Here is a 22454-nt window from a genome sequence, read left to right on the forward strand (position 1 = left end):
GGCAGGTCAGCCGATTCCGGGGATGAGGGAGATGATCAGGTCGATGATCTTGATGCCGATGAACGGGGCGATCAGGCCGCCGAGTCCGTAGACGCCCAGATTGCGCCGGAGCATCGAGTCGGCGCCGCTGGGGCGGTAGCGGACGCCCTTGAGGGCGAGCGGGACCAGCGCGACGATGATCAGCGCGTTGAAGATCACGGCGGACAGGATCGCGGACCGGGGCGAGGACAGGTCCATGATGTTGAGCTTGTCCAGGCCCGGGTAGACCACGGCGAACATCGCGGGAATGATCGCGAAGTACTTCGCGACGTCGTTGGCGATGGAGAACGTCGTGAGTGCGCCTCGGGTGATCAGGAGCTGTTTGCCGATCTCGACGATCTCGATCAGCTTGGTCGGGTTGGAGTCCAGGTCCACCATGTTCCCGGCCTCCTTGGCGGCCGAGGTTCCGGTGTTCATGGCCACGCCGACATCGGCCTGGGCGAGCGCCGGGGCGTCGTTGGTGCCGTCGCCCGTCATCGCGACGAGTTTGCCGCCGGCCTGCTCCCGCTTGATGAGGGCCATCTTGTCCTCGGGGGTGGCCTCGGCGAGGAAGTCGTCGACACCCGCCTCCTCGGCGATGGCCTTCGCGGTCAGCGGGTTGTCGCCGGTGATCATGACCGTACGGATGCCCATCCGGCGCAGCTCGTCGAACCGCTCGCGCATGCCCTCCTTGACCACGTCCTTGAGGTGGATGACACCCAGGACCCGGGCCCCGTCCGTGTCCTCGCGGGCCACCAGCAGCGGGGTGCCGCCGGCCTCGGCGATGCGGTCGGTGAGCGCCTGCGCATCGGCGGAGACGCTGCCGCCCCGTTCCTTCACCCAGGCGACGACCGATCCGCTCGCGCCCTTGCGGACCTTGCGTCCGTCGACGTCCACACCCGACATCCGGGTCTGGGCGGTGAAGGCCACCCACTCGGCGTGGGCGAGTTCGCCCTGGTGGCGCTCGCGCAGGCCGTACTTCTCCTTGGCGAGAATCACCACGGACCGGCCCTCGGGCGTCTCGTCGGCCAGCGAGGAGAGCTGGGCGGCGTCCGCCAGTTCGGCCTCCGTCACACCTGCGACGGGGAGGAACTCGGCGGCCTGGCGGTTGCCGAGGGTGATGGTGCCGGTCTTGTCGAGCAGCAGCGTCGACACGTCGCCCGCCGCCTCGACGGCACGCCCGGACATGGCGAGCACATTGCGCTGCACGAGCCGGTCCATGCCGGCGATGCCGATCGCGGAGAGCAGCGCGCCGATGGTGGTCGGGATCAGGCAGACCAGCAGCGCGGCCAGCACGATCATGGACTGCTCGCTGCCGGCGTAGATCGCGAAGGGCTGGAGGGTGACGACGGCGAGCAGGAAGACGACGGTGAGGGACGCCAGGAGGATGTTCAGGGCGATCTCGTTGGGCGTCTTCTGCCGGGCGGCACCCTCGACCAGGGCGATCATCCGGTCGATGAAGGTCTCGCCGGGCTTGGTGGTGATCTTGATGACGATGCGGTCGGAGAGCACCTTCGTACCGCCGGTGACGGCGCTGCGGTCGCCGCCGGACTCCCGGATGACCGGGGCCGATTCGCCGGTGATCGCGGACTCGTCGACGCTCGCGACGCCCTCGACGACATCTCCGTCGCCCGGAATGATGTCGCCGGCCTCGCAGACGACGAGATCACCGATGCGCAGTTCGGTCCCGGGGATCCGTTCCTCGTCCGCGCCGGTGATCCGGCGGGCGACGGTGTCGGTCTTGGCCCGGCGCAGGGTGTCGGCCTGGGCCTTGCCACGGCCCTCGGCGACCGCCTCCGCCAGGTTGGCGAAGACCGTCGTCAGCCACAGCCAGACGGCGATCGCCCAGCCGAACCAGTCGGTCGGATCCAGCGCGGCAAGCACGGTGGTGAGCACCGAACCGACCAGCACCACGAACATCACCGGCGACTTGACCATGATCCGGGGGTCGAGCTTGCGTATCGCGTCGGGGAAGGAGGCGATCAGCATCCGGGGGTCGAACAGCCCGGCGCCGACGCGCCCTTCGGGAGCGGCCCCGGCCTGGGTGTCCTGGTGCGGTGGGCGGGCCGGCGTGACTGTGGACATCGCGTCCTCTTGCTTCGTACGGATGGTCATGACGCCAGCCCCTCGGCCAGCGGCCCCAGGGCGAGGGCCGGGAAGTAGGTCAGACCGGCGATGATCATGATGGTGGCGACCAGCAGTCCGCTGAAGAGCGGTTTGTGCGTGCCGAGGGTGCCGACGGTGGCCGGTACGGGCCGCTGCTCGGCGAGGGAGCCGGCCAGCGCCAGGACGAAGACCATGGGCAGGAACCGGCCCAGCAGCATCGCGAGTCCGATCGTGGTGTTGAACCACTGGGTGTCCGCGTTGAGCCCGGCGAACGCCGAACCGTTGTTGTTGGCGCCGGAGGTGTAGGCGTACAGGATCTCCGAGAAGCCGTGCGCGCCCGAGTTGGTCATCGAGTTGCCCGGGGTGGGCAGGGCCATCGCGACGGCGGTGAAGCAGAGCACCAGGGCGGGTGTGATCAGGATGTAGCAGGCGGCGAGCTTGATCTCGCGGGTGCCGATCTTCTTGCCCAGGTACTCCGGCGTACGGCCGACCATCAGACCGGCGATGAACACCGCGATGATCGCCATGATCAGCATCCCGTAGAGACCGGAGCCGGTACCGCCCGGCGCGATCTCGCCGAGCTGCATGCCGAGCATCGTGATGCCGCCGCCGAGGCCGGTGTACGAGGAGTGGAACGAGTTCACCGCTCCGGTCGAGGTGAGCGTGGTGGCCACCGCGAAGATGGACGAGCCCCCGACCCCGAAACGGTTCTCCTTGCCTTCCATCGCCCCGCCGGCGATGTCGAACGCGGGCCCGTGGTGGGCGAATTCGGTCCACATCATCAGCGCGGTGAAACCGAGCCAGATGACGCCCATCGTGGCGAGGATCGCGTATCCCTGCTTGAGCGAGCCGACCATGCGGCCGAAGGTGCGCGTCAGGGCGAACGGGATGACGAGGATCAGGAAGATCTCGAAGAGGTTGGAGAGCCCGTTGGGGTTCTCGAAGGGGTGGGCCGAGTTGGCGTTGAAGTAGCCGCCGCCGTTCGTACCCAGTTCCTTGATGACCTCCTGCGAGGCGACCGCGCCGCCGTTCCACTGCTGCGAGCCGCCCGTGAACTGACCGACCTCGTGGATGCCGGAGAAGTTCTGGATCGCACCGCAGGCGACCAGCACGAGCGCGCCGATCACCGCGATCGGCAGCAGGATCCGCACGGTGCCGCGCACCAGGTCGGACCAGAAGTTGCCGAGTTCACCGCTGCGCATGGCGGCGAATCCCCGGACGAGGGCCACCGCGACGGCGATGCCGACGGAGGCCGACACGAAGTTCTGCACCGCGAGGCCGCCGGTCTGCACGACGTGGCCCATGGCCTGCTCGCCGTAGTACGACTGCCAGTTGGTGTTCGCGACGAACGACGCCGCGGTGTTGAACGCCTGGTCGGGGTCGATCGAGGCGAAGCCGAGCGAACCGGGCAGCGAGCCCTGGAGCCGCTGCAGCAGATACAGGAAGAGGACGCTCACGGCGGAGAAGGCGAGAACACCGCGCAGATAGGCGGGCCAGCGCATCTGCGTGTTCGGATTGGCGCCGATGGCCTTGTACATCCACTTCTCCACCCGCAGATGCCGGGGAGAGGTATAGACGCCGGCCATGTAGTCACCGAGCGGGCGGTACGCCAGACCCAGCGCCACAACGAGCGCGAGAACCTGGAGCACGCCGGCGAGGACGGGGCTCATATCGGGCTCAGAACCTCTCCGGGTACAGAAGGGCGAGGACGAGATAGCCCAGCAGGGCTACGGCCACGACGAGGCCGACCACGTTTTCGGCAGTCACAGCTTCGCCACCCCCTTGGCAATGAGTGCCACCAGCGCGAAGACCGCGATCGTGGTGACGACGAAGGCCAGGTCGGCCATCGGGTGCTCCTGGATGAGGTGCGGATTTCTCGGACCTCTTGAGCAAACCTCCCTCCCACACCTCTGTGACCTGCGTTGATGGCTTCCATACGGAGACGGGCCCGGCCTTGACGGCGCCTGTACGTGCCCGATACGCGCCCCATACGGGCTGCCCCGCCCCGCTCCGCCCCCGGACGCACAGAAGCCGGTGGCCCGTACCCCCCTCGAAGGGGGTACGGGCCACCGGCCGGTGCTTGCGGGGTGCGGGTCAGCGCACCTCGGTGATCTCGGGACCGCGCTGGAGGCCCGCCATGCCACCCGAGAACTTCGAGCCCTCCTGCTCCTCCTGCTGGACGCCCTCGGGGACCATCTGGGCGTCGTTGGGGAGCTTGAGGACGATCGGGTCGCGCGGGGCCATCGGGCCGTCGCCGCGGACGACCACGGTGTCCCGGAAGACCGTCTCCAGAAGACCGGCGGCCTCCGGCTGCACGGCGCCCTGGCCGGAGATCACTCCGCGCAGGAACCAGCGCGGACCGTCGACACCGACGAAGCGCACCATCTGCACGCCGTTCGCCCCGTCGGGAAGCTGTACGGGGACCTGCGCACGCAGTTCCCAGCCCAGCGGGCCCTCGACCTCGTCGATGATGCCGCCCTGCTGGGTGATACCGGAGGCGATCTCCTCGCGGACCTCGCCCCAGATGCCCTCCTTCTTGGGGGCGGCGAAGGCCTGCAGCTGGATCGCGCTGTCGCGCAGCACGACCGTGGCGGCGACGATCGCGTCACCGGCGACCTCTACGCGCAGCTCCATGCCCTCGACACCGGGCACGAAGATGCCGCCGAGGTCGACCCTGCCCTCGCCGGGCTGGGAGACCTCGTCGATGTCCCACGGGCCGTCCGGCCGCGGCGCCGGCGGAAGGTTCGTCCGGCGCGATCCGCCTTCGGCGTCATCGAGCTCGTCGACGACCTGCTCGGCCTCGCGCGCTTCGTCCGCCGTGTCATCGGCGGAACCACTGTTCTTGCGACGTCCGAACACGTCACTTTCCTTCCCGGTCGGATTCGACCGAAGCGTAGCTGTTCCCGCCCTGGGGAACCCCGCCCCGGACGCCATCAACATCAACGGCGGCATGACCGCCGGTGGACCCGAAGCCCCCATCGGCCCGCGCCGAACCGGGAAGCTCCGACACTTCGTGGAAGCGCACCTTCTCGACCTGCTGCACGACCAGTTGGGCAATCCGGTCGAACCGCTCGAACCGCACGGACTCGCGCGGGTCGAGATTGATGACGATCACCTTGATCTCTCCACGGTACCCGGCATCCACCGTCCCCGGGGCATTCACCAGGGCGACTCCGCAGCGTGCGGCGAGGCCGGACCGGGGGTGCACGAACGCGGCGTACCCGTCCGGCAGGGCAATCGAAACCCCGGTCGGCAGAACCGCACGCTCACCCGGCGCCAGCTCGGCGGCCTCGGTGGTGACCAGATCCGCTCCGGCGTCGCCCGGGTGCCCGTACGACGGAATCGGCACGTCCGGGTCGACCCGGCGGATCAGCACGTCCACGGGATGGCGCATCACGGGTTCACCTCGAAGGCCCGGGCCCGCTTGGCCTGGTCGGGGTCGGCCATCGCTGCCTGGATCTCGGCCGGGCGGCCGTTCTCGATGAAGTGATCGACCTTGACCTCGATGAACAGGGCCTCGGCCCGGACCGCCACGGGCCCGTCCGGGCCGCCGATCCGGCCGGTCGCCCTGGAGTAGATCTTCCGCCCGTGCACGGCGGTGACCTCGGCGTCCAGGAACAGCACGGTGTCCACCGGTACGGGGCGGACGAAGTCGGTCTCCAGCCGTCCGGTCACCGCGATCACACGCAGCAGCCAGTTCAGCGAGCCGAGCGTCTCGTCGAGCGCGGTGGCCAGCACTCCGCCGTGGGCGAGGCCCGGGGCGCCCTGGTGGGCGGCCTGCACGGTGAACTCGGCGGTGACGCCGACACCCTCACCGGCCCGCGCCTGGAGGTGCAGCCCGTGCGGCTGTCCGTCCCCGCAGCCGAAACAGTGTTCGTAGTGCGCGCCGAGCAGCTCGCCGGGTGCCGGGGCGTCGGGATGCCGGACCGGTTTCACCGCGTCGGCCGGGGGCTTCAGAGCCGCAGATGTTCCACTCACAGGCGCAGACCTTACCCGCGCGGGTACCCGCAGGTCGCGCCGTGCCAAGCTTGGGTTCATGCAGCCTTCCACCCCGCCGTTCGACGAACGTCTCACCGCACCCCGTTCGTGGTGGTTCATCGCCCTCCTGGTCGGCATCGCGTGCGCGCTGATGCTGCTGCCGCTGGGCACCCTTCCCCTGCTCGCCGGGCTGGCGGGCGGCACCGTGCTGTCGGCGGTGGCGGTCAGCTCGTACGGCTCCGCCCGGATCCGGGTGGTGGCCGGCGCCCTCGTCGCGGGCGACGCGCGGATCCCCGTGTCGGCGCTCGGTGAGGCCGAGGTGCTGGACGCCGAGGAGGCGCGCGCCTGGCGCTCGTACAAGGCGGACACCCGGGCCTTCATGCTGCTGCGCAGCTACATTCCCACCGCGGTGCGCGTGGTGGTGACCGATCCGCAGGACCCGACTCCGTACGTCTATCTGTCGACGCGTGAGCCGCAGGCGCTGGTGGCCGCCCTGAAGGCGGCGGTCCCGGCCTGAGCTGAGCAGGGCCGGGGGGCCCGGGCGGGGTTCGTGCGGGGCCCCTGAAGGTCTCGTACGGCCTGCGGAGGCTCTCAGCCGTCCGAGTCCTTCGGACCCTCGGGCAGCGCGGTGTACGGGCGCTCCGGGTGCTCCAGCGGCGGCAGTTCCGTCAGCCGGTCCCAGGGGACCTGCCGCTTACGCAGGTCCTTCCTGACCCGTTCGGCAAGCTTCTTGGTGTCGCGCCGGTTCATCATCGCGCCGACCGCGGCGCCGATCATGAACGGGATGAGGTTGGGCAGATCGCGCACGGTGCGCTTCATGATCTGCTGGCGCAGCTCGCGCTTCATCTGGCCGCCGAGCGCCGCGTTGACCGTCGTCGGATGAGTGACGTCGATACCTCGCTCCTCGGTCCAGGACGTGAGGTAGGCGTTGGAGCGCCGTCCGATGCCGCCCGGGGGGCGCTGTCCGTAGACCTCGTGCAGTTCGGCGACGAGCTTCATCTCGATCGCGGCCACACCCGTGATCTCCGCGGCCACTTCGGCGAGCATGGCGGGCGGGACGGGCAGCATGGCCGCCGCGCCGATTCCGGCGCCGACGGTTGCGGTGGCCCTGCTCGCGCCGGCGATGAGCCGGTCGGCGATCTCCTCGGGCCCCAGGCCCGGAAACTGCCTGCGCAGGGTGGCGAGGTCGCGCACAGGGACGCGGGGAGCGATATCGATGATCAGGTCGGCGATATGACCGATCGCCGCCTTGGCGCTCTCCCCGCCCTTGCGTACGCCCCGTTTCGCTGACTTCAGACGGCCTGCCCCGGTCACGGGCTCCGTCCTGTCGACTTCTCCGGCCCTGTCGGCCGCGTCGACTTCCGCGGCCGCCTCAATGGCGGCCACAGCTGCTTCGACTGCTTCGAGCGAGGCCGACCGGCCCCGCTCGTCGTCCTGTTCGCCCGGCGTGGGTGGCAGGGCGGACCGCTCGGCAGGCGCTGCTACGCCCTCTGCCGGGCCTGTACCGCCCTGCTGCGCCTCCGGCCCTTCCTTGCGCCGGTTGCGCCGCTTCCGGAACGGTGTGTCCCCTGCCACGGCCGACCGGACCTCAGTCGCAGTCGCGGCAGATCGGCTGGCCGTTCTTCTCGCGGGCCAGCTGACTGCGGTGGTGCACGAGGAAGCAGCTCATGCACGTGAACTCGTCGGCCTGCTTGGGCAGGACCCTTACGGCCAGTTCTTCGTTGGACAGGTCTGCGCCGGGCAGCTCCAGTCCTTCGGCCGCGTCGAATTCGTCGACGTCGACGGCGGAAGCCGTCTTGTCGCTCCGGCGAGCCTTGAGCTCTTCAAGGCTGTCCTGATCGACGTCGTCGTCGGTCTTGCGTGGGGTGTCGTAATCCGTTGCCATTGTCGCTCTCCCCCTCTGGGTGTCTGCGGTGTCTCAGCGCACGTAACGCGTGAGAGGCCGGACTTGTGCCCGACCCGAGGCGGAGATTTTGCCTCACATCAAGGTCTGTTACTCAATCGACACCCAAAAGGACCGCTCGAGAGTGATCGGCTTGGGTGGCGATGGGGACCGTACACGGTCCCGGCGGCGCCGTTTGCCAGCGCCACCCCGTGTACTTCCCGTGATATCGGCCCCCGAAAACCCGACTTTTACCGGTTTTCCGGAGGGATCCCTGATCACGGAGCGTGGACGGGCGGAAAATCGCTCCTGTGATCGATCACACACGGCCCCTCCGGGATCGAGTCCCGAAAATTCCGCTCAAAGCGAACAAAAATAATCCGTGCACATCTCGCCACGCCCAGCTTCTCAGACTGGCAGTGAGACGCGCATCACAAGACCACCCCCCTCGCGGGGTTCCGCGATGATACGGCCGCCGTGAGCGCGCGCGACGGAGCGTGCGATCGACAGGCCGAGACCCACCCCTTTGTCGCTGCCCGTTCGCTCCGTACGCAGCCTTCTGAATGGCTCGAAGAGGTTGTCGATCTCATAGGCCGGCACCACGGGTCCGGTGTTCGTGACGACCATCAGGGCCTGCCCCGGCAGCAGCTCGGTACTGACCTCGACCCAGCCGTCCGCCGGAACGTTGTAGCGCACCGCGTTCTGTACGAGGTTCAGCGCGATCCGCTCCAGCAGGACACCGTTGCCCTGGACGACGGCCGGGGTCAGCGTGGCGCGCATCTCCACGCCCTTGGCCTCGGCCTCGCCCCGCGCCTGGTCCAGCGCACGGGAGGCCACCTCGGCAAGATCTACGGGTTTGCGCTCGACGATCTGGTTGTCGCTGCGGGCGAGCAGCAGCAGGCCCTCCACGAGCTGCTCACTGCGCTCGTTGGTGGCCAGCAGCGTCTTGCCGAGCTGCTGGAGTTCCGGCGGCGCCGCGGGATCGGAGAGGTGGACCTCCAGCAGCGTGCGGTTGATGGCCAGGGGCGTGCGCAGTTCGTGCGACGCGTTCCCGACGAACCGCTGCTGTGCGGTGAAGGCCCGCTCCAGCCGCTCCAGCATGTCGTCGAAGGTGTCGGCGAGCTCCTTGAGCTCGTCGTCCGGCCCGTCCAGCTCGATGCGGCGGGACAGGTCGGTTCCGGCCACCGTGCGGGCGATGCGGGTGATGCGGCCCAGCGGCGAGAGCACCCGCCCCGCCATGGCGTAACCGAAGGCGAAGGCGATGACACTCAGGGCGACGAGGGCCAGCAGCGACCGGTTGAGGAGCGTATCGAGGGCCTGCTGGCGCTGGTGGTTGACGCAGGAGTTCATCGCCGAGTTGACGGCCTTCGGCGAGGTCCCCTCCCCCAGCAGGTTGCAGACCGTGCTCCGCACATGACCGTCGACGATCTCGAAGGGCAGCTCGCTGCCCACGTTCAGGGCCTGGGCGGCCAGCATGTAGATGATCGACAGCAGCAGGATCCCCGCGATCAGGAACATGCCGCCGTACAGCAGCGTGAGCCGTATCCGGATGGTCGGGCGCAGCCAGGGGTACGCGGGCTCCTGCTGCTTGGGCTCCCAGGTGGGCTTGGGGGGCGCCGCCGCAGGCGGCGGGACGGTGGGCACGGGCGTCAGATCCGGTAGCCGGAGCCGGGCACCGTGACGATCACCGGCGGCTCGCCGAGCTTGCGCCGCAGGGTCATGACGGTGACCCGGACGACGTTGGTGAACGGGTCGGTGTTCTCGTCCCAGGCCTTCTCCAGAAGCTGCTCGGCCGAGACGACGGCGCCCTCGCTGCGCATCAGGACCTCCAGCACCGCGAACTCCTTGGGAGCGAGCTGCACCTCCTGATCGCCCCGGAAGACCTCGCGGCGGTTGGGGTCGAGCTTGATTCCCGCACGCTCCAGGACGGGCGGCAGGGCCACCGTCGTACGGCGGCCGAGGGCCCGGACCCTCGCGGTCAGCTCGCTGAAGGCGAAGGGCTTGGGCAGATAGTCGTCCGCGCCGAGCTCCAGGCCCTCCACGCGGTCGCTGACGTCCCCGGATGCGGTGAGCATGAGCACCCGGGTCGGCATGCCCAGCTCGACGATCCGGCGGCAGACGTCGTCGCCGTGGACCAGGGGGAGGTCCCGGTCGAGGACCACGACGTCGTAGTCGTTGACCTCGATGCGCTCCAGGGCCGCGGCACCGTCGTACACGACATCGACGGCCATGGCCTCACGGCGCAGTCCGGTGGCCACCGCATCGGCGAGCAGCTGCTCGTCCTCCACGACGAGTACGCGCACGGCGCTTCCTTCCTTAGAACTTCACAACAGAACGACACAACAGAACTTCACGGCTGACTTCACAGCTGAACTTCACAACGTTCGAAACAGACCGGCGGAGCGTCCGGACAGACCCCTGGTCGTGACCCGGACCGCGCCTCGGCACGGTCTGCGCGGCTCCATCCTGCCCGTAACACGCATAAACCGGCGGTAAGGCGGCGCAGGCCGACCTGCGGCTTCCAGGAATTCGGAGGATTCCCGGGCCAGTTGAGGTTTCTCTGAGGGTGGGGCCGGGGAGGACGAATTCACACCCGCGATCACGTCTCGTATGTGGCGTGCCACAGGCCCCTCCGTCCCCCGGAGAGTGCGTGATCACCCGCCCTACCGCCTCGGCGGAGGGAAACCCGGGCACACCCCCGTGCCACCGACCCACGATGAGGGGGCGCTTCATGGACGCTTTCACCGCAGGTCTGCTGCAACGCATCCAGACCACCGAGTCCGACCTCACGAAGGCCCGCGAGACGGGCGACGACTTCCTTGCGGACGTCGAGCAGGGCGAGCTGGACGACCTGCACCGCCTCGCTGCCGAGCACGGTGTTCACATCGGCGCCACAAGCGTCTGAGCCGTCAGGGAAGGCCCCGCGGTGCCGCACAGGCACATGCGGGGCCTTCTGGGTTCCGGCGGCGCACACGGCCCGCCCAGCGGCTCTCGCAGGCCTTGGGCGGCCCGCCCCCCTGGTCAGTCGTGCCAGGCTCCCAGTTCCTCCAGCAGGGCCTGCAGGGGTTCGAAGACGCCCGGCGCCGCGGCCACCGTCAGTCCGCCGTCGGCGGGCAGCCCGGGGCGGCTGCCGGTGAGCGCGCCCGCCTCCCGGGCGATGAGGTCGCCCGCGGCGAGGTCCCACGGATGAAGGCCGCGCTCGTAGTAGCCGTCGAGGCGGCCTGCGGCGACGTCGCAGAGGTCGATCGCCGCGGAACCGCCGCGCCGGATGTCCCGCAGCCGCGGGATCAGGACGCGCGCCACGTCCGCCTGGTGTGCGCGGACGTCGGCGACGTAGTTGAAGCCGGTCGACACGAGCGCCTGGTCGAGCGGCGGGGCCGGCCGGCAGCGCAGCCGGGCACCTTCCCCGTACGCCCCGCCCTTTGCGTGCGCACCGCCGCCGAGGACCGCGTGGTAGGTCTCCCCGCGCATCGGGACCTCCACCACGCCCACGATCCGCTCTCCCTCGCGCTCCGCGGCGACGGAGACGGCCCACGTGGGCAGACCGTAGAGATAGTTCACGGTGCCGTCGAGCGGGTCGATCACCCAGCGGATACCGCTGCTGCCCTCGGAGCTGGCGCCCTCCTCGCCGAGGACGCCGTCGTTCGGGCGGTGCTCGGCCAGGAAGCCGGTGATCAGCTTCTCGGCGGCGATGTCCATCTCGGTGACGACGTCCACGGGGCTGGACTTGGTCGCGGCCACTCCCAGGTCTGCGGGTCGGCCGTCGCGCAGCAGCGCACCGGCGCGGCCCGCGACGTCCAGGGCGAGGTCGAGCAGTTCGGACAGCAGGGGGTCGGTCACGGCGCTCCCAAAGGGGTGTAGGTGCGGGGCAGGTCAGGCATACGGGCTGTCGGCGCCCGCGGCGGCCGGCTTGAGCACCCGGGCCGGGCAGCAGCCGACCGGGCACAGGTCGTGGCTCGCCCCGAGCGACCCGAGCGCACACCGCTCCCGGCCGAGGCCCTGCTCGGTGGCCGCGCGCTCCAGCACCAGGTCGCGCACGGCCGCCGCGAACCGCGGGTCGGCACCCACCGTCGCGGACCGGCGCACCGTGAGCCCGAGCTCGGCCGCCTTCGCCGTGGCCTCGGTGTCGAGGTCGTAGAGGACCTCCATGTGGTCCGATACGAAGCCGATCGGTGCCATCACCACGGCAGGGACGCCCTCGCCGTGCAGCGACTCCAGGTGGTCGCAGATGTCGGGCTCCAGCCACGGGATGTGCGGGGCGCCGCTGCGCGACTGGTAGACGAGCTTCCAGGGGTACGTGACGCCGGTCCGCTCGGCCACGGCCGCCACGATGAGCCGCGCCACGTCCAGGTGCTCGGCTACGTACGCGCCGCCGTCGCCGTGCGCCTGGACCGGGCCTGAGGTGTCCGCTGCCGCCGTGGGGATGGAGTGCGTGGTGAAGGCGAGATGCGCGCCGGCCCGCTTCTCCGCCGGCAGCTCGGCCAGCGAGACGAGGACCCCCTCCACCATCGGCTCCACGAAGCCGGGGTGGTTGAAGTAGTGCCGCAGCTTGTCGACGCGCGGCACGGGCAGCCCCTCGGCCTCCAGCACGGCCAGCGACTCGGCGAGGTTCTCGCGGTACTGCCGGCAGCCGGAGTACGAGGCGTAGGCGCTGGTCGCGAGGACGGCGATGCGGCGGTGGCCGGCCCTGGTCATCTCGCGGAGCGTGTCGGTCAGATAGGGCGCCCAGTTGCGGTTGCCCCAGTACACGGGCAGATCGAGTCCTTGCTCCGCGAAGTCCTTGCGCAGGGCGTCGAGCAGCGCCCGGTTCTGGCCGTTGATCGGGCTGACGCCGCCGAAGAGGAAGTAGTGCTTGCCGACTTCCCTCAGCCGCTCCTCGGGGATTCCCCGGCCACGGGTCACGTTCGCCAGGAACGGAACCACGTCGTCCGGTCCTTCGGGGCCTCCGAAGGAGAGCAGCAGCAGGGCGTCGTAGGGAGCGGGATCGCGCAGATCGGACATGACGTCGATCCTGCCACCCGCCCGCGGCCCGGCTCCCACCGACACCTGCCCCGCCCGGCCCCGCGCCTTCACCCGCGCCCTCCCGGAATCCCGCTGTCGGACCCTCCGTCGCGCCCGTAAGCTGTATCGGCCACGTTCGCCCCTGACACCACGTGTGACCACGCCGTTTCGGAGCCATCCCTTGCCCAGTCCCTACCGTGCGATCTTCGCCGCCCCCGGTTCCAAGGGGTTCTCCTCGGCCGGCTTCTTCGGCCGGATGCCGCTGTCCATGATGGGCATCGGCGTGGTGACGATGGTGTCCCAGCTGACCGGTCGCTACGGGCTGGCGGGTGCGCTCTCCGCGACGCTGGCGATGTCGGCCGCGGTGGTCGGACCGCAGGTCTCCCGGCTGGTCGACCGGCACGGACAGCGCCGGGTGCTGCGACCGGTGACCCTCGTCGCGCTGGCGGCCGTGGCCGGGCTGCTGGTCTGCGCCCAGCAGGGGCTGCCCGACTGGACCCTGTTCGTCTTCGCGGCGGGTTCGGGCTGTGTGCCCAGTGTCGGGTCGATGGTCCGGGCCCGTTGGGCGGAGATCTACCGCGGCTCGGCGCAGCAGCTGCACACCGCGTACGCGTGGGAGTCGATCGTCGACGAGGTCTGCTTCATCTTCGGTCCGATCATCTCCATCGGGCTCTCCACTGCCTGGTTCCCCGAGGCCGGCCCGCTGCTCGCCGCCGGGTTCCTGCTGGTCGGAGTCTTCTGGCTGACCGCCCAGCGGGCCACCGAACCGGTCCCGCACCCGCACGCCCGGCACACCACCGGCTCCGCGCTGGGTTCGCGCGGGCTACAGGTGCTCGTGGTCACCTTCGTGGCGACCGGGGCGATCTTCGGGGCGGTCGACGTGGTGACGGTGGCCTTCGCCGAGGAGCAGGGCCACAAGGCCGCGGCAAGCCTCGTGCTGGCCGTGTACGCGCTCGGGTCCTGCCTCGCCGGAGCGGTCTTCGGCCTGCTGCATCTCAAGGGCAGGCCGTCCACCCGGTGGCTGGTGGGAGTGTGTGCGATGGCCGTGAGTATGATCCCCCTCCAACTGGCCGGGAGCCTTCCGTTTCTGGCCGTGGCGCTCTTTGTCGCGGGTCTCGCCATCGCACCGACGATGGTCACCACCATGGCCCTCGTCGAACAGCACGTACCGCGCACCAGACTGACCGAGGGCATGACCTGGACCAGTACCGGGCTCGCCGTAGGCGTGGCGCTCGGCTCCTCGGCCGCCGGCTGGGTGGTCGACGCGTCCGGGGCGAAGGCGGGGTACGCGGTGCCCGCCGTGGCGGGAGCGCTCGCGGCCGCGGTGGCGCTCCTGGGGTACCGCCGGCTCGCAGGGCCGGTTCCTACGGAAGGGCGCGGGGAAGATGACCGACACCTACGCACGGACGACAACGAACACGTGGCGTAACTGGGCGGGGAACGTCACCGCCCGTCCGGTACGGGCCGTGTCCCCCGCCTCCGTGGACGAGCTCGCCGAGGCGTTGCGCAGGGCGGCCGAGGACGGTCTGAAGGTGAAGCCCGTCGGCACCGGCCATTCCTTCACCGCGACCGCGGCCACCGACGGGCTGCTGATCCGCCCCGATCTGCTCACCGGCATCCGTGAGATCGACCGGTCTGCGATGACGGTGACCGTCGAGGCCGGCACCCCGCTGAAGCGGCTCAACGCCGCGCTGGCCCGCGAGGGGCTTTCGCTCACCAACATGGGCGACATCATGGAGCAGACGGTCGCCGGGGCCACGTCGACCGGCACCCATGGCACCGGCCGCGACTCGGCGTCCATATCCGCGCAGATCCGCGCCCTGGAACTGGTCACCGCGGACGGCACGGTACTGAAGTGTTCGCAGACCGAGAACCCGGAGATCTTCGCCGTCGCCCGGATCGGGCTCGGCGCGCTGGGCGTGATCACGGCCATCACCTTCGCCGTGGAGCCGGTCTTCCTGCTGACGGCCCGTGAGGAGCCGATGGCCTTCGACAAGGTCACGGCGGACTTCGATCAGCTGGTGACCGAGAACGAACACTTCGAGTTCTACTGGTTCCCGCACACGGGCAACTGCAACACCAAGCGCAACAACCGGAGCGCCGGCCCCGCGGCGCCGCCCGGAAAGGTCAGTGGCTGGATCGAGGACGAGCTCCTCTCCAACGGCATCTTCCAGGTGGCCTGCTCGCTCGGCCGGGCGGTCCCCGCCACGATCCCCTCGATCGCGAAGCTCTCCAGCCGGGCCCTGTCGGCGCGTACGTACACCGACATCCCGTACAAGGTCTTCACCAGCCCTCGCCGGGTGCGGTTCGTGGAAATGGAGTACGCACTGCCGCGCGAGGCCGCCGTCGAGGCACTGCGCGAGGTCAAGGCGATGGTGGACCGCTCCCCGCTGCGGGTCAGCTTCCCGGTGGAGGTGCGCACCGCCCCCGACGACGACATCGCGCTCTCCACGGCCTCGGGCCGGGACAGCGCGTACATCGCCGTCCACCTCTACCGCGGCACGCCCTACCAGGCGTACTTCACGGCGGTCGAGCGGATCATGACCGCGCACGGCGGGCGTCCGCACTGGGGCAAGGTCAACACCCGTGACGCCGAGTACCTGGCGGGCGTGTACCCGCGTTTCGGCGAGTTCACCGCCGTCCGGGACCGGCTGGACCCGGACCGGCTCTTCGCCAACGACTACCTGCGCCGGGTCCTGGGCGACTGACCTCGGCCCTCGCGGCAACGCAGTCGGCCTCCGCCCGTGACCGGGCGGAGGCCGGCTGCGTCACGGCCGGGACCGGCCGCGTCCGCTCACTCCCCGGTGTCCGTGCCGTCGGGTGCACGGTCCTCCTGCGCCGGAGCGCTGCCCGTCCCTGTCGGGTCGGGTGCGGAGCTGCTGCCGTCGCCGGTGGTCGCCGGGCTGGGCGCGGGCGCCGGAGCCGTAGCGTCCCCGGCGGATTCCGACGGGGTGGGCGTGGGCGTCGGGTCGGCCGAGGAAGTGCCGCCCCGGTCCGGTTCCGGGCTCGCGCTCTGCCCGCCGTCCTGCGAGTCGGTTCCGGGTGCCGTGCTGTTGTCCTGGCCGGGCGCCGTGGCGTCCTGTTCCGGGTCGGCGCTGTGGGACGGCGCCGGGTCGGAGGAGCCCGAGCCCCGCTCGCCGCGCACGACGGAGCCGACGGTGGTCCCGTGGCCGCCGCTCAGGTCGTTCCCGGAGACCAGCTCGAACGTGGTGATCCCGGCCATCGAGACGACGAACACCACGGCGGCTCCGAGCGCCGAGCGCTTCCAGCCGCGGATCCGGGTGCCGTGCGTGGTCGCCTGCGTGAACTCCTCGTCCGGCGACGGAGCCGGGACCGCGGGCGCCGCCGTGAGCCGCCGGGTTCCGTCGAGCGACTCGATCAGCTGGGTACGGTCCGGGTCGGCGGTCACCTTGCGCAGCACGGTCGTGGCGTCCACCGGCCGCAGGACGGCAGTGGCGTCGGCGTCCTGCTGCGCGGGGATATCGCCCCGTGCCGATGGGTCCACCTGCCGCAGGACGGTCGTGGCATCCAGCGGGCGCAGCATCGCGGTGGCATCGGCGGATCCGGCCGCGTCACGCATCGCGACCCGCGTCCCGGACGTCACCCACTCCGCGTCCGGGTCACCGCCGTCACGCGTCTGGCGCGTGTGCACGGTGACCTCGCGGCCCGGGTGCTTCACCTGAACCGTCACCTCGCGGATCTGCTCGCCCGTGCGGCGGAAGAAGTGCTGGAACACCGAGCCGCCGCAGGTGGCCACGATGCTCATCACCCCGGCGCCGAGAATCGTCCCGTACACACCCAGTTGGGAGGCCGCCACCGCCGCCGCGACCGCAGCGACCGCGCTCCCCGCCACCTGGGGCAGGCTCAGATCTATCCGCCTCTCTCTGGGTTCTATGTCGCTTTCCGGCTTCTGCACCATTTCCAGCCCTTGATTGACATCTCTCCCACCATGCAACAACAAGGGACATTTGAGCGAAGCGGATAGTTCCGTTTACGGTGATTCTGTGAAGCAGGACACGCGTTGCGGGCATCCCGCCTTCAAGTGGGTACGTCAACTCCCGTGCCTGACGAGAACTTCGGCGGCGCGGCGGTCCACCCACATGGCCCGAATGGAGTACTGTGGCGAGCCCTGGGGCCGGACTCCCGCGTGGAAGTCCGGAACCTTCGGGAGGGGGCCGAAGAAGGCACTCGATCCGGCGGCGACACGGCATCGCACGGGGGCCGGCTACGCGGAGTGACCATTGGTCACTTTGCGTTGCGCAAGAGGTCACCGTGTCATATCGGCGATCAAGGGCTCACGCCCGACACGCCGGGCAACACGGCAATGTTGTGGCAGGCTGCAGCCGGGCAGGCCACACTCGACTAGCGGAAGCAGCGACGCACGTGACGTCGGCAGGCACCACCCGGGAGGTCCCCATGCCCGAACTGCGTGTCGTGGCCGTCTCCAACGACGGCACACGACTGGTGCTCAAGGCCGCAGACAGCACGGAGTACACACTTCCGATCGACGAGCGGCTGCGAGCCGCCGTGCGCAACGACCGCGCGCGGCTCGGCCAGATCGAGATCGAGGTGGAGAGCCACCTCCGCCCCCGCGACATCCAGGCCCGGATACGAGCCGGCGCCTCCGCGGAGGAGGTTGCTCAGTTCGCCGGGATTCCGGTCGACCGTGTCCGCCGCTTCGAGGGCCCTGTGCTCGCGGAGCGCGCCTTCATGGCCGAGCGGGCCCGGAAGACTCCTGTGCGCCGTCCCGGCGAGAACACCGGCCCCCAGCTCGGCGAGGCGGTGCAGGAGCGCCTCCTGCTGCGCGGCGCCGACAAGGAAACCGTCCAGTGGGACTCGTGGCGCCGCGACGACGGCACCTGGGAGGTCCTCCTGGTGTACCGGGTCGCCGGCGAGCCGCACTCGGCGAGCTGGACCTACGACCCGCCGCGCCGACTGGTCCAGGCCGTCGACGACGAGGCCCGCTCGCTGATCGGCGAGACCGACGATGTCGCCGCGCCCGAGCCCAGCTTCCCGTTCGTCCCCCGGATCGCCCGGTTGCCCCGCGACCGGCCGCTGGACCGCGCCCTCGACCGCCAGATGGAACGCCCCACGCCTCCTGCGCCCCCGGAGCCGGAGGAGCGGATCGGCGGGGTGACCGCGAGCGAGCGCGATTCGCTCACCAGCCTGCTGGAGGCGGTACCGAGCTTCCGCGGCGACATGGTCGTACCGGAACGGCCCGCACCGCCCGAGCCCCCGGCGCTCGAACCCGCCGTCCGCGAGCCCGAGGTCGAGGAGCCGCCGGCCCCCGCGGCCTCGGCGGGCGCGGGTTCCGCCTACGCGGACGTTCTGATGCCGCGCGCGGTCGCAGGCCACCGCGACCGGCTCACCGGGACGACGGACCGGCAGGCCGAGGCGGACGGGGTCCGGCCCGGACGCCGGGCCGCGGTGCCGAGCTGGGACGAGATCGTCTTCGGCACCCGCCGCAAGAAGCAGGACTGAGAGAGTCCGGGTGACAGCAGCATGACGAGGGCCCGTACGCAGCCGCGTACGGGCCCTCGTGCGCTGTCCCGGCGGAATCCGCGCCCCCGCAACCTCCCGGGGACTCCGCTCCTACTGCGGGTCGGGACCCGTGGCGACCGGCCGGGACTCGTCGCTCGACCACTGCGACCAGGAGCCCGCGTAGAGCGCGCCCGTGAATCCGGCGATCTCCAGTGCCAGCACCTCGTGGGCGCCGGAGACCCCCGAGCCGCAGTAGACACCGACCTCCGCGGTGTTCTCGGTGGCGCCCAGCCCGAAGAACCGGGAGGCCAGCCACTCGGCCGGGAGGAAGCGTCCGTCCGCTCCGGCGTTCTCCACCGTAGGAGCCGAGACCGCGCCCGGAATATGCCCGCCCATCCGGTCGATCGGCTCCACGTCACCCCGGTAGCGCTCGGCGGCACGCGCGTCGAGCAGCAGGCCCGAGCGGGCGAGGGCCGCCGCGCCGTCCGCGTCCAGCACAGGCAGCGCACCGGGCGCCGGAACGAAGTCGCCCTCGGCGGGAACCGGGATCTCCTTCGACAGCTCACCGGTCCATGCGGCGAGACCGCCGTCCAGCACCCGGACATCCCGGTGCCCCGTCCAGCGCAGCAGCCACCAGGCACGAGCGGCCGCCCAGCCCGGACCACCGTCGTACACGATCACCGAACTGTCCCGGCCGACCCCCGCGCGGCGCATCACCTCACCGAATTCCGCCGGGTCGGGCAGGGGATGGCGCCCGCCGTCACCGGCCGGACCTGCGAGCTCCGCGTCCAGGTCGACGAAGACCGCGCCGGGAATGTGCCCGGCCTCGTAATCCGGTCGTCCGTGGGGGCCACCCAGCTGCCAACGTACGTCCAGGAGCACCGGCGGACGTGGCCCCGCCGACTCGCTCGCACATTCGGATGCGGAGATGATGGGCTTCATACGTGCCATCTTCGCGCAGAGGCCGGCTCATCCCTCACCACACCGAAACGGATGTACCCCCACAAACCGGACCCTCTCTGTCGAGATCGCGGAAAATGCGGCGCGGCCGGGGCGCATCACGGGCCGGGTGGTGCAAGCATCTGCACGGGGCGCACACATCCCGTACCGCACAACGGCGCGCCGGCCCCGTTCCCCCCGTACGGCCACCACGATGGTCCGAGGAGAGAGTGACGATGACCGAGGCTGCCGTTCGGCGTACGCCCGGAACACCTTGCTGGGTGAGCCTGATCGTGCACGGCCTGCACACGACCCAGAACTTCTACGCCGAACTCTTCGGCTGGGAGTTCGGCCCCGGCCCCGAACAGCTCGGCCCGTACGTCCGGGCACTGATCGACGGGCAGGAGGTCGCGGGCATCGGACAGCTGCCACCCGACCGGCACCTCCCGATCGCCTGGACGACCTATCTGGCCACCGACGACGCCGATCTCACGGCCGAGACGATCCGCGCCTGCGGCGGCACGGTCGGTGTCGGACCGCTGGACGCCGGGGAGGCGGGCCGGATGGCCATCGCCTCCGACCCGAGCGGAGCCGTGTTCGGGATCTGGCAGGCGGCCGCGCACGTCGGCACCACGCTGGCCGGCACGCCCGGCACTCCGGTCTGGAACGAGCTGGTGACCCGGGAGACGTCGACGGTCGCCAAGTTCTACCAGGCGGTCTTCGGCTACGAGACCGAGGCGATCGTCTCGGCCGACTTCGACTACCAGACCCTCCACCTGGACGGTCACCCGGTGGCGTCGCTGCACGGCGTCGGCCACGCCCTGCCGCGTGACCGGGGCCCGCACTGGATGACGTACTTCGAGGTCGCCGACACGGACGAGGCCGCACAGCGCGTGGTGGAACTCGGCGGACACATCCTGCAGCCCCCCAGGGAGGGGTCCAGCGGCAGGGTGGCCACAGTGGCGGACCCTGAGGGTGCGGCGTTCACGATCGTGCGGTCGGCGGGGCACTGAGGGGGCCGACGCGCGGCGGTGCCGTCAGCGCGCCTTGCCGAACTCGACGACCGTCTCGTCGTAGCGGCCGGTGCGCATGAGGACAGCGCGCTCTCCCGGGTCACCGTCCTTGAAGGTGTACGCGTACGATTCGGCGTTCTGCCCGCAGCCCGCGGCATGGGCGGGTAAGGCCTCCGTGGTGAGGAGACCCAGCTGACCCAGGGTCGTGGGCCCCTTGGCCACGTCCACGACACGGGCCCGGTAGTCGCACCGCCGGCCCGATTCAGTGCCGGTCGTCCGGATCACCGCATTGCCGATGGTCGTGCCCTGCACGACCAGGGTGCGGCCGTCCGCCGACCGCCAGGTGCCCCGGTAGCCGCCGATCGACGTGGCTGACGGCGCTGCCGGGTCCATCACCTGACCGCTGCCTTCCGGGGTCTGCCAGAGTACGTAGTCATAGTTGAGCTCCAGCGTGATCCGGGAGGGCAGCCCGCACTGCTTCCAACTGCTGCCCCTGGGCTCGGTGGAGGTCAGCCGATAGCCGCCGAGGACCAGGACGCGGTCGCCCTGGGACAACTTGGCGGTGCGTGCCTCTCCCCTGCACACGGCTTCGGGCGAAGCCACCACGAAGTCGGCCCCCGCGCTTCCCGGCCGCGAAGACGGATGGAACTCCAGCCGCATGGCCCCTCCCCGCTGCCACGCTCCGGTGAACCGGCCCGGGGGCTCAGGATCCGGTTCCGAGACGGCCCCGGGATCATCCGTCCTTCCGGACGACAGATCGGGCCAGGGCGACAGCAGGACGAACAGACTTCCCGCCACCACGGCTGCGACCGCGGTCCATCGCGCGGTCTTCCGCCGGGACCGTACCGCCGCGGACTTCCGTCGGGGCGGCGCCACCGCGGCCTGCACCCGCGGTGGCGCGATGCCCGCCTCAGGTACGTCCAGGAGATCGCGGCCGACAGGCTCGGGGAAGACCGGGATCTCGGCCGACTCCGGGACGCTGCGCTTCGCGCGCCGGGGAGTGTGCGGCAACGGCTGCGCGGCGGCACGGTCCAGCCGGTCCAGGAGGCTGCTCGGCAGCCACGCCCCCGGCGGCGCGTTCCGCGTACGGTCGAGCACCTCCGCGACCGACGGCCGGTCCCCCGGCTCCTTCGCCAGGCAGTCCCCGACCACCTCGGAGACCGATTCCGGCAGGCCTCTGAGGTCGGGCTCCTCGTAGGCGATGCGGAACATCAGGGCGTGCAGTCCGCGTTCCTCGGCCTCGAACGGAGAGCGGGCGGTCGCCGCGTACGTGAGGACGCAGCCAAGGGCGAAGACATCGCTCGCCGGACTGACCCGCTGCCCGCGGATCTGTTCAGGGGCCATGAACTCGGGGGACCCGACGAGCATCCCCTCGGGGGTGATGGTGGAGTCCAGGGGCACGTCGAGCACGTGCGCCACTCCGAAGTCGATCACGCGTGGTCCGTCGACCGTGAGCAGGATGTTGGACGGCTTCAGATCGCGGTGGACCAGTCCGGCGGCGTGGATGGCCGCAAGTGCCGAGGCCAGCCGGTGGGCGAGGACATGGGTGGATGCCGAGGGCAGCGCCCCGAACTCCCCCTGCACGACGGCCCGCAGGGTGGGACCCGCGACATACTCGGTGGCCACCCACGGGATGGCCGCATCCGTGTCCGCGTCCAGCACCGCGGCCGTGCACGGCCCTCCCACGCGGCGCGCGGCAGCGACCTCACGTACGAACCGGCGCCGGAACTCGGTACGTTCGGCGATATCGGCCCGTACGACCTTCACCGCCACCGGCTCCTGCGAACCCGACAGGGCACGGGCCAGATAGACCCGCCCCATGCCGCCGGCTCCGAGCCGGCCGAGCAGACGGTAGGAGCCGATGCGGGACGGCTCATCGGGGGCCAGAGGCTGCATGGGTCGGATCCTCGCACAACCGTGCGGCTCACACCGGTCGACTCCATGATTCGGCGCCCACCGGCTCCACTCCGCGCCGCGCGGTGTCGGGACATGAGCTGCGACGTGGAAAGCCGTGTTTCCGGACCGAGTTGACCGGC

At 70.6% G+C, this 22454-nt stretch carries 21 protein-coding genes; 6 read left to right on the forward strand and 15 right to left on the reverse strand.

Translation table 11 applies throughout. From position 1 onward, the window contains the following. Positions 1-6: 6 nt before the first annotated feature. The 6 genes from kdpB to OG912_RS05765 all read right to left on the reverse strand — a co-directional run bounded on the left by kdpB (position 7) and on the right by OG912_RS05765 (position 6102). Positions 7-2103: a potassium-transporting ATPase subunit KdpB gene (kdpB, locus tag OG912_RS05740; protein ID WP_443061074.1), complete on the reverse strand. Its 2097-nt coding sequence runs from the start codon at positions 2101-2103 to the stop codon at positions 7-9. Between the two features lie 26 nt (positions 2104-2129). Beyond that, positions 2130-3794, reverse strand: coding sequence for a potassium-transporting ATPase subunit KdpA (kdpA, locus tag OG912_RS05745; RefSeq protein WP_327708470.1), 1665 nt, complete (start codon positions 3792-3794; stop codon positions 2130-2132). A 7-nt stretch (positions 3795-3801) separates the two neighbouring features. Continuing rightward, positions 3802-3891: a K(+)-transporting ATPase subunit F gene (gene kdpF, locus OG912_RS05750; protein ID WP_037777601.1), complete on the reverse strand. Its 90-nt coding sequence runs from the start codon at positions 3889-3891 to the stop codon at positions 3802-3804. A gap of 327 nt (positions 3892-4218) precedes the next feature. Further along, a complete protein-coding gene (locus tag OG912_RS05755; RefSeq protein ID WP_326739336.1) occupies positions 4219-4983 on the reverse strand; it encodes a DUF3710 domain-containing protein in 765 nt (254 codons plus the stop codon). Between the two features lies 1 nt (position 4984). Further along, entirely contained in the window at positions 4985-5518 is a 534-nt protein-coding gene (dut, locus tag OG912_RS05760; RefSeq protein ID WP_326739335.1) for a dUTP diphosphatase, read from the reverse strand. Beyond that, positions 5518-6102 carry a PaaI family thioesterase gene (locus OG912_RS05765; RefSeq protein ID WP_327708471.1) on the reverse strand — a complete coding sequence of 195 codons (585 nt, stop codon included), beginning with the start codon at positions 6100-6102 and terminating at the stop codon, positions 5518-5520. Before OG912_RS05765 ends, dut begins: the two co-directional genes overlap by 1 nt. Before the next feature lie 58 nt (positions 6103-6160). Between OG912_RS05765 and OG912_RS05770 the strand changes: the two genes are divergently transcribed. Beyond that, the gene (locus OG912_RS05770) at positions 6161-6619 is read left to right on the forward strand and encodes a DUF3093 domain-containing protein (protein ID WP_326739333.1); all 459 of its coding nucleotides are present in this window, start codon (positions 6161-6163) and stop codon (positions 6617-6619) included. A 74-nt stretch (positions 6620-6693) separates the two neighbouring features. Here OG912_RS05770 and OG912_RS05775 read toward each other — a convergent pair whose 3' ends face one another. The 4 genes from OG912_RS05775 to OG912_RS05790 all read right to left on the reverse strand — a co-directional run bounded on the left by OG912_RS05775 (position 6694) and on the right by OG912_RS05790 (position 10287). After that, on the reverse strand, positions 6694-7677 hold the full coding sequence (locus OG912_RS05775) for a hypothetical protein (RefSeq protein ID WP_327708472.1): 984 nt from the start codon (positions 7675-7677) through the stop codon (positions 6694-6696). A 13-nt stretch (positions 7678-7690) separates the two neighbouring features. After that, complete coding sequence (locus OG912_RS05780; RefSeq protein ID WP_003965732.1) at positions 7691-7987, reverse strand: DUF4193 domain-containing protein; 297 nt, start codon at positions 7985-7987, stop codon at positions 7691-7693. Between the two features lie 405 nt (positions 7988-8392). Further along, positions 8393-9628 carry a sensor histidine kinase gene (locus OG912_RS05785; RefSeq protein WP_327708473.1) on the reverse strand — a complete coding sequence of 412 codons (1236 nt, stop codon included), beginning with the start codon at positions 9626-9628 and terminating at the stop codon, positions 8393-8395. A gap of 5 nt (positions 9629-9633) precedes the next feature. Next, a complete protein-coding gene (locus OG912_RS05790) occupies positions 9634-10287 on the reverse strand; it encodes a response regulator transcription factor (RefSeq protein ID WP_018551468.1) in 654 nt (217 codons plus the stop codon). 428 nt (positions 10288-10715) lie between these two features. Between OG912_RS05790 and OG912_RS05795 the strand changes: the two genes are divergently transcribed. Next, positions 10716-10889 (forward strand): hypothetical protein, encoded by a 174-nt coding sequence (locus tag OG912_RS05795; RefSeq protein ID WP_187285335.1) that lies wholly within the window; start codon positions 10716-10718, stop codon positions 10887-10889. Between the two features lie 116 nt (positions 10890-11005). On the opposite strand, the gene OG912_RS05800 is transcribed toward OG912_RS05795, so the two are convergent. Together OG912_RS05800 and OG912_RS05805 are read right to left on the reverse strand one after the other, a co-directional pair. Further along, the gene (locus OG912_RS05800) at positions 11006-11824 is read right to left on the reverse strand and encodes an inositol monophosphatase family protein (RefSeq protein WP_327708474.1); all 819 of its coding nucleotides are present in this window, start codon (positions 11822-11824) and stop codon (positions 11006-11008) included. Between the two features lie 33 nt (positions 11825-11857). Next, positions 11858-12985, reverse strand: a complete 1128-nt coding sequence (locus tag OG912_RS05805; RefSeq protein WP_327708475.1) for a ferrochelatase — start codon at positions 12983-12985, stop codon at positions 11858-11860. Between the two features lie 181 nt (positions 12986-13166). On the opposite strand from OG912_RS05805, the gene OG912_RS05810 reads away from it, so the two are divergent. Continuing rightward, entirely contained in the window at positions 13167-14414 is a 1248-nt protein-coding gene (locus OG912_RS05810; RefSeq protein WP_327708476.1) for an MFS transporter, read from the forward strand. Then, positions 14371-15693 (forward strand): D-arabinono-1,4-lactone oxidase, encoded by a 1323-nt coding sequence (locus tag OG912_RS05815; RefSeq protein ID WP_327708477.1) that lies wholly within the window; start codon positions 14371-14373, stop codon positions 15691-15693. Before OG912_RS05810 ends, OG912_RS05815 begins: the two co-directional genes overlap by 44 nt. A gap of 86 nt (positions 15694-15779) precedes the next feature. Here the strand turns inward: OG912_RS05815 and OG912_RS05820 are convergent, their stop codons facing one another. Further along, positions 15780-16904: a hypothetical protein gene (locus OG912_RS05820; protein WP_327708478.1), complete on the reverse strand. Its 1125-nt coding sequence runs from the start codon at positions 16902-16904 to the stop codon at positions 15780-15782. 497 nt (positions 16905-17401) lie between these two features. Here OG912_RS05820 and sepH point away from each other — a divergent pair, with 497 nt between their 5' ends. After that, positions 17402-18466 (forward strand): septation protein SepH, encoded by a 1065-nt coding sequence (gene sepH, locus OG912_RS05825; RefSeq protein ID WP_327708479.1) that lies wholly within the window; start codon positions 17402-17404, stop codon positions 18464-18466. A 111-nt stretch (positions 18467-18577) separates the two neighbouring features. On the opposite strand, the gene OG912_RS05830 is transcribed toward sepH, so the two are convergent. Continuing rightward, positions 18578-19408, reverse strand: coding sequence for a sulfurtransferase (locus OG912_RS05830; protein WP_327708480.1), 831 nt, complete (start codon positions 19406-19408; stop codon positions 18578-18580). Positions 19409-19641: 233 nt separating this feature from the next. Here OG912_RS05830 and OG912_RS05835 point away from each other — a divergent pair, with 233 nt between their 5' ends. Beyond that, positions 19642-20418: a VOC family protein gene (locus OG912_RS05835; RefSeq protein WP_326739323.1), complete on the forward strand. Its 777-nt coding sequence runs from the start codon at positions 19642-19644 to the stop codon at positions 20416-20418. Positions 20419-20442: 24 nt separating this feature from the next. On the opposite strand, the gene OG912_RS05840 is transcribed toward OG912_RS05835, so the two are convergent. Then, positions 20443-22314: a serine/threonine-protein kinase gene (locus OG912_RS05840; RefSeq protein ID WP_327708481.1), complete on the reverse strand. Its 1872-nt coding sequence runs from the start codon at positions 22312-22314 to the stop codon at positions 20443-20445. Between the last annotated feature and the right edge of the window lie 140 nt (positions 22315-22454).

Origin of the sequence: Streptomyces sp. NBC_00464 (genome assembly GCF_036013915.1) — a bacterium.
Classification (GTDB): Bacteria; Actinomycetota; Actinomycetes; order Streptomycetales; family Streptomycetaceae; genus Streptomyces.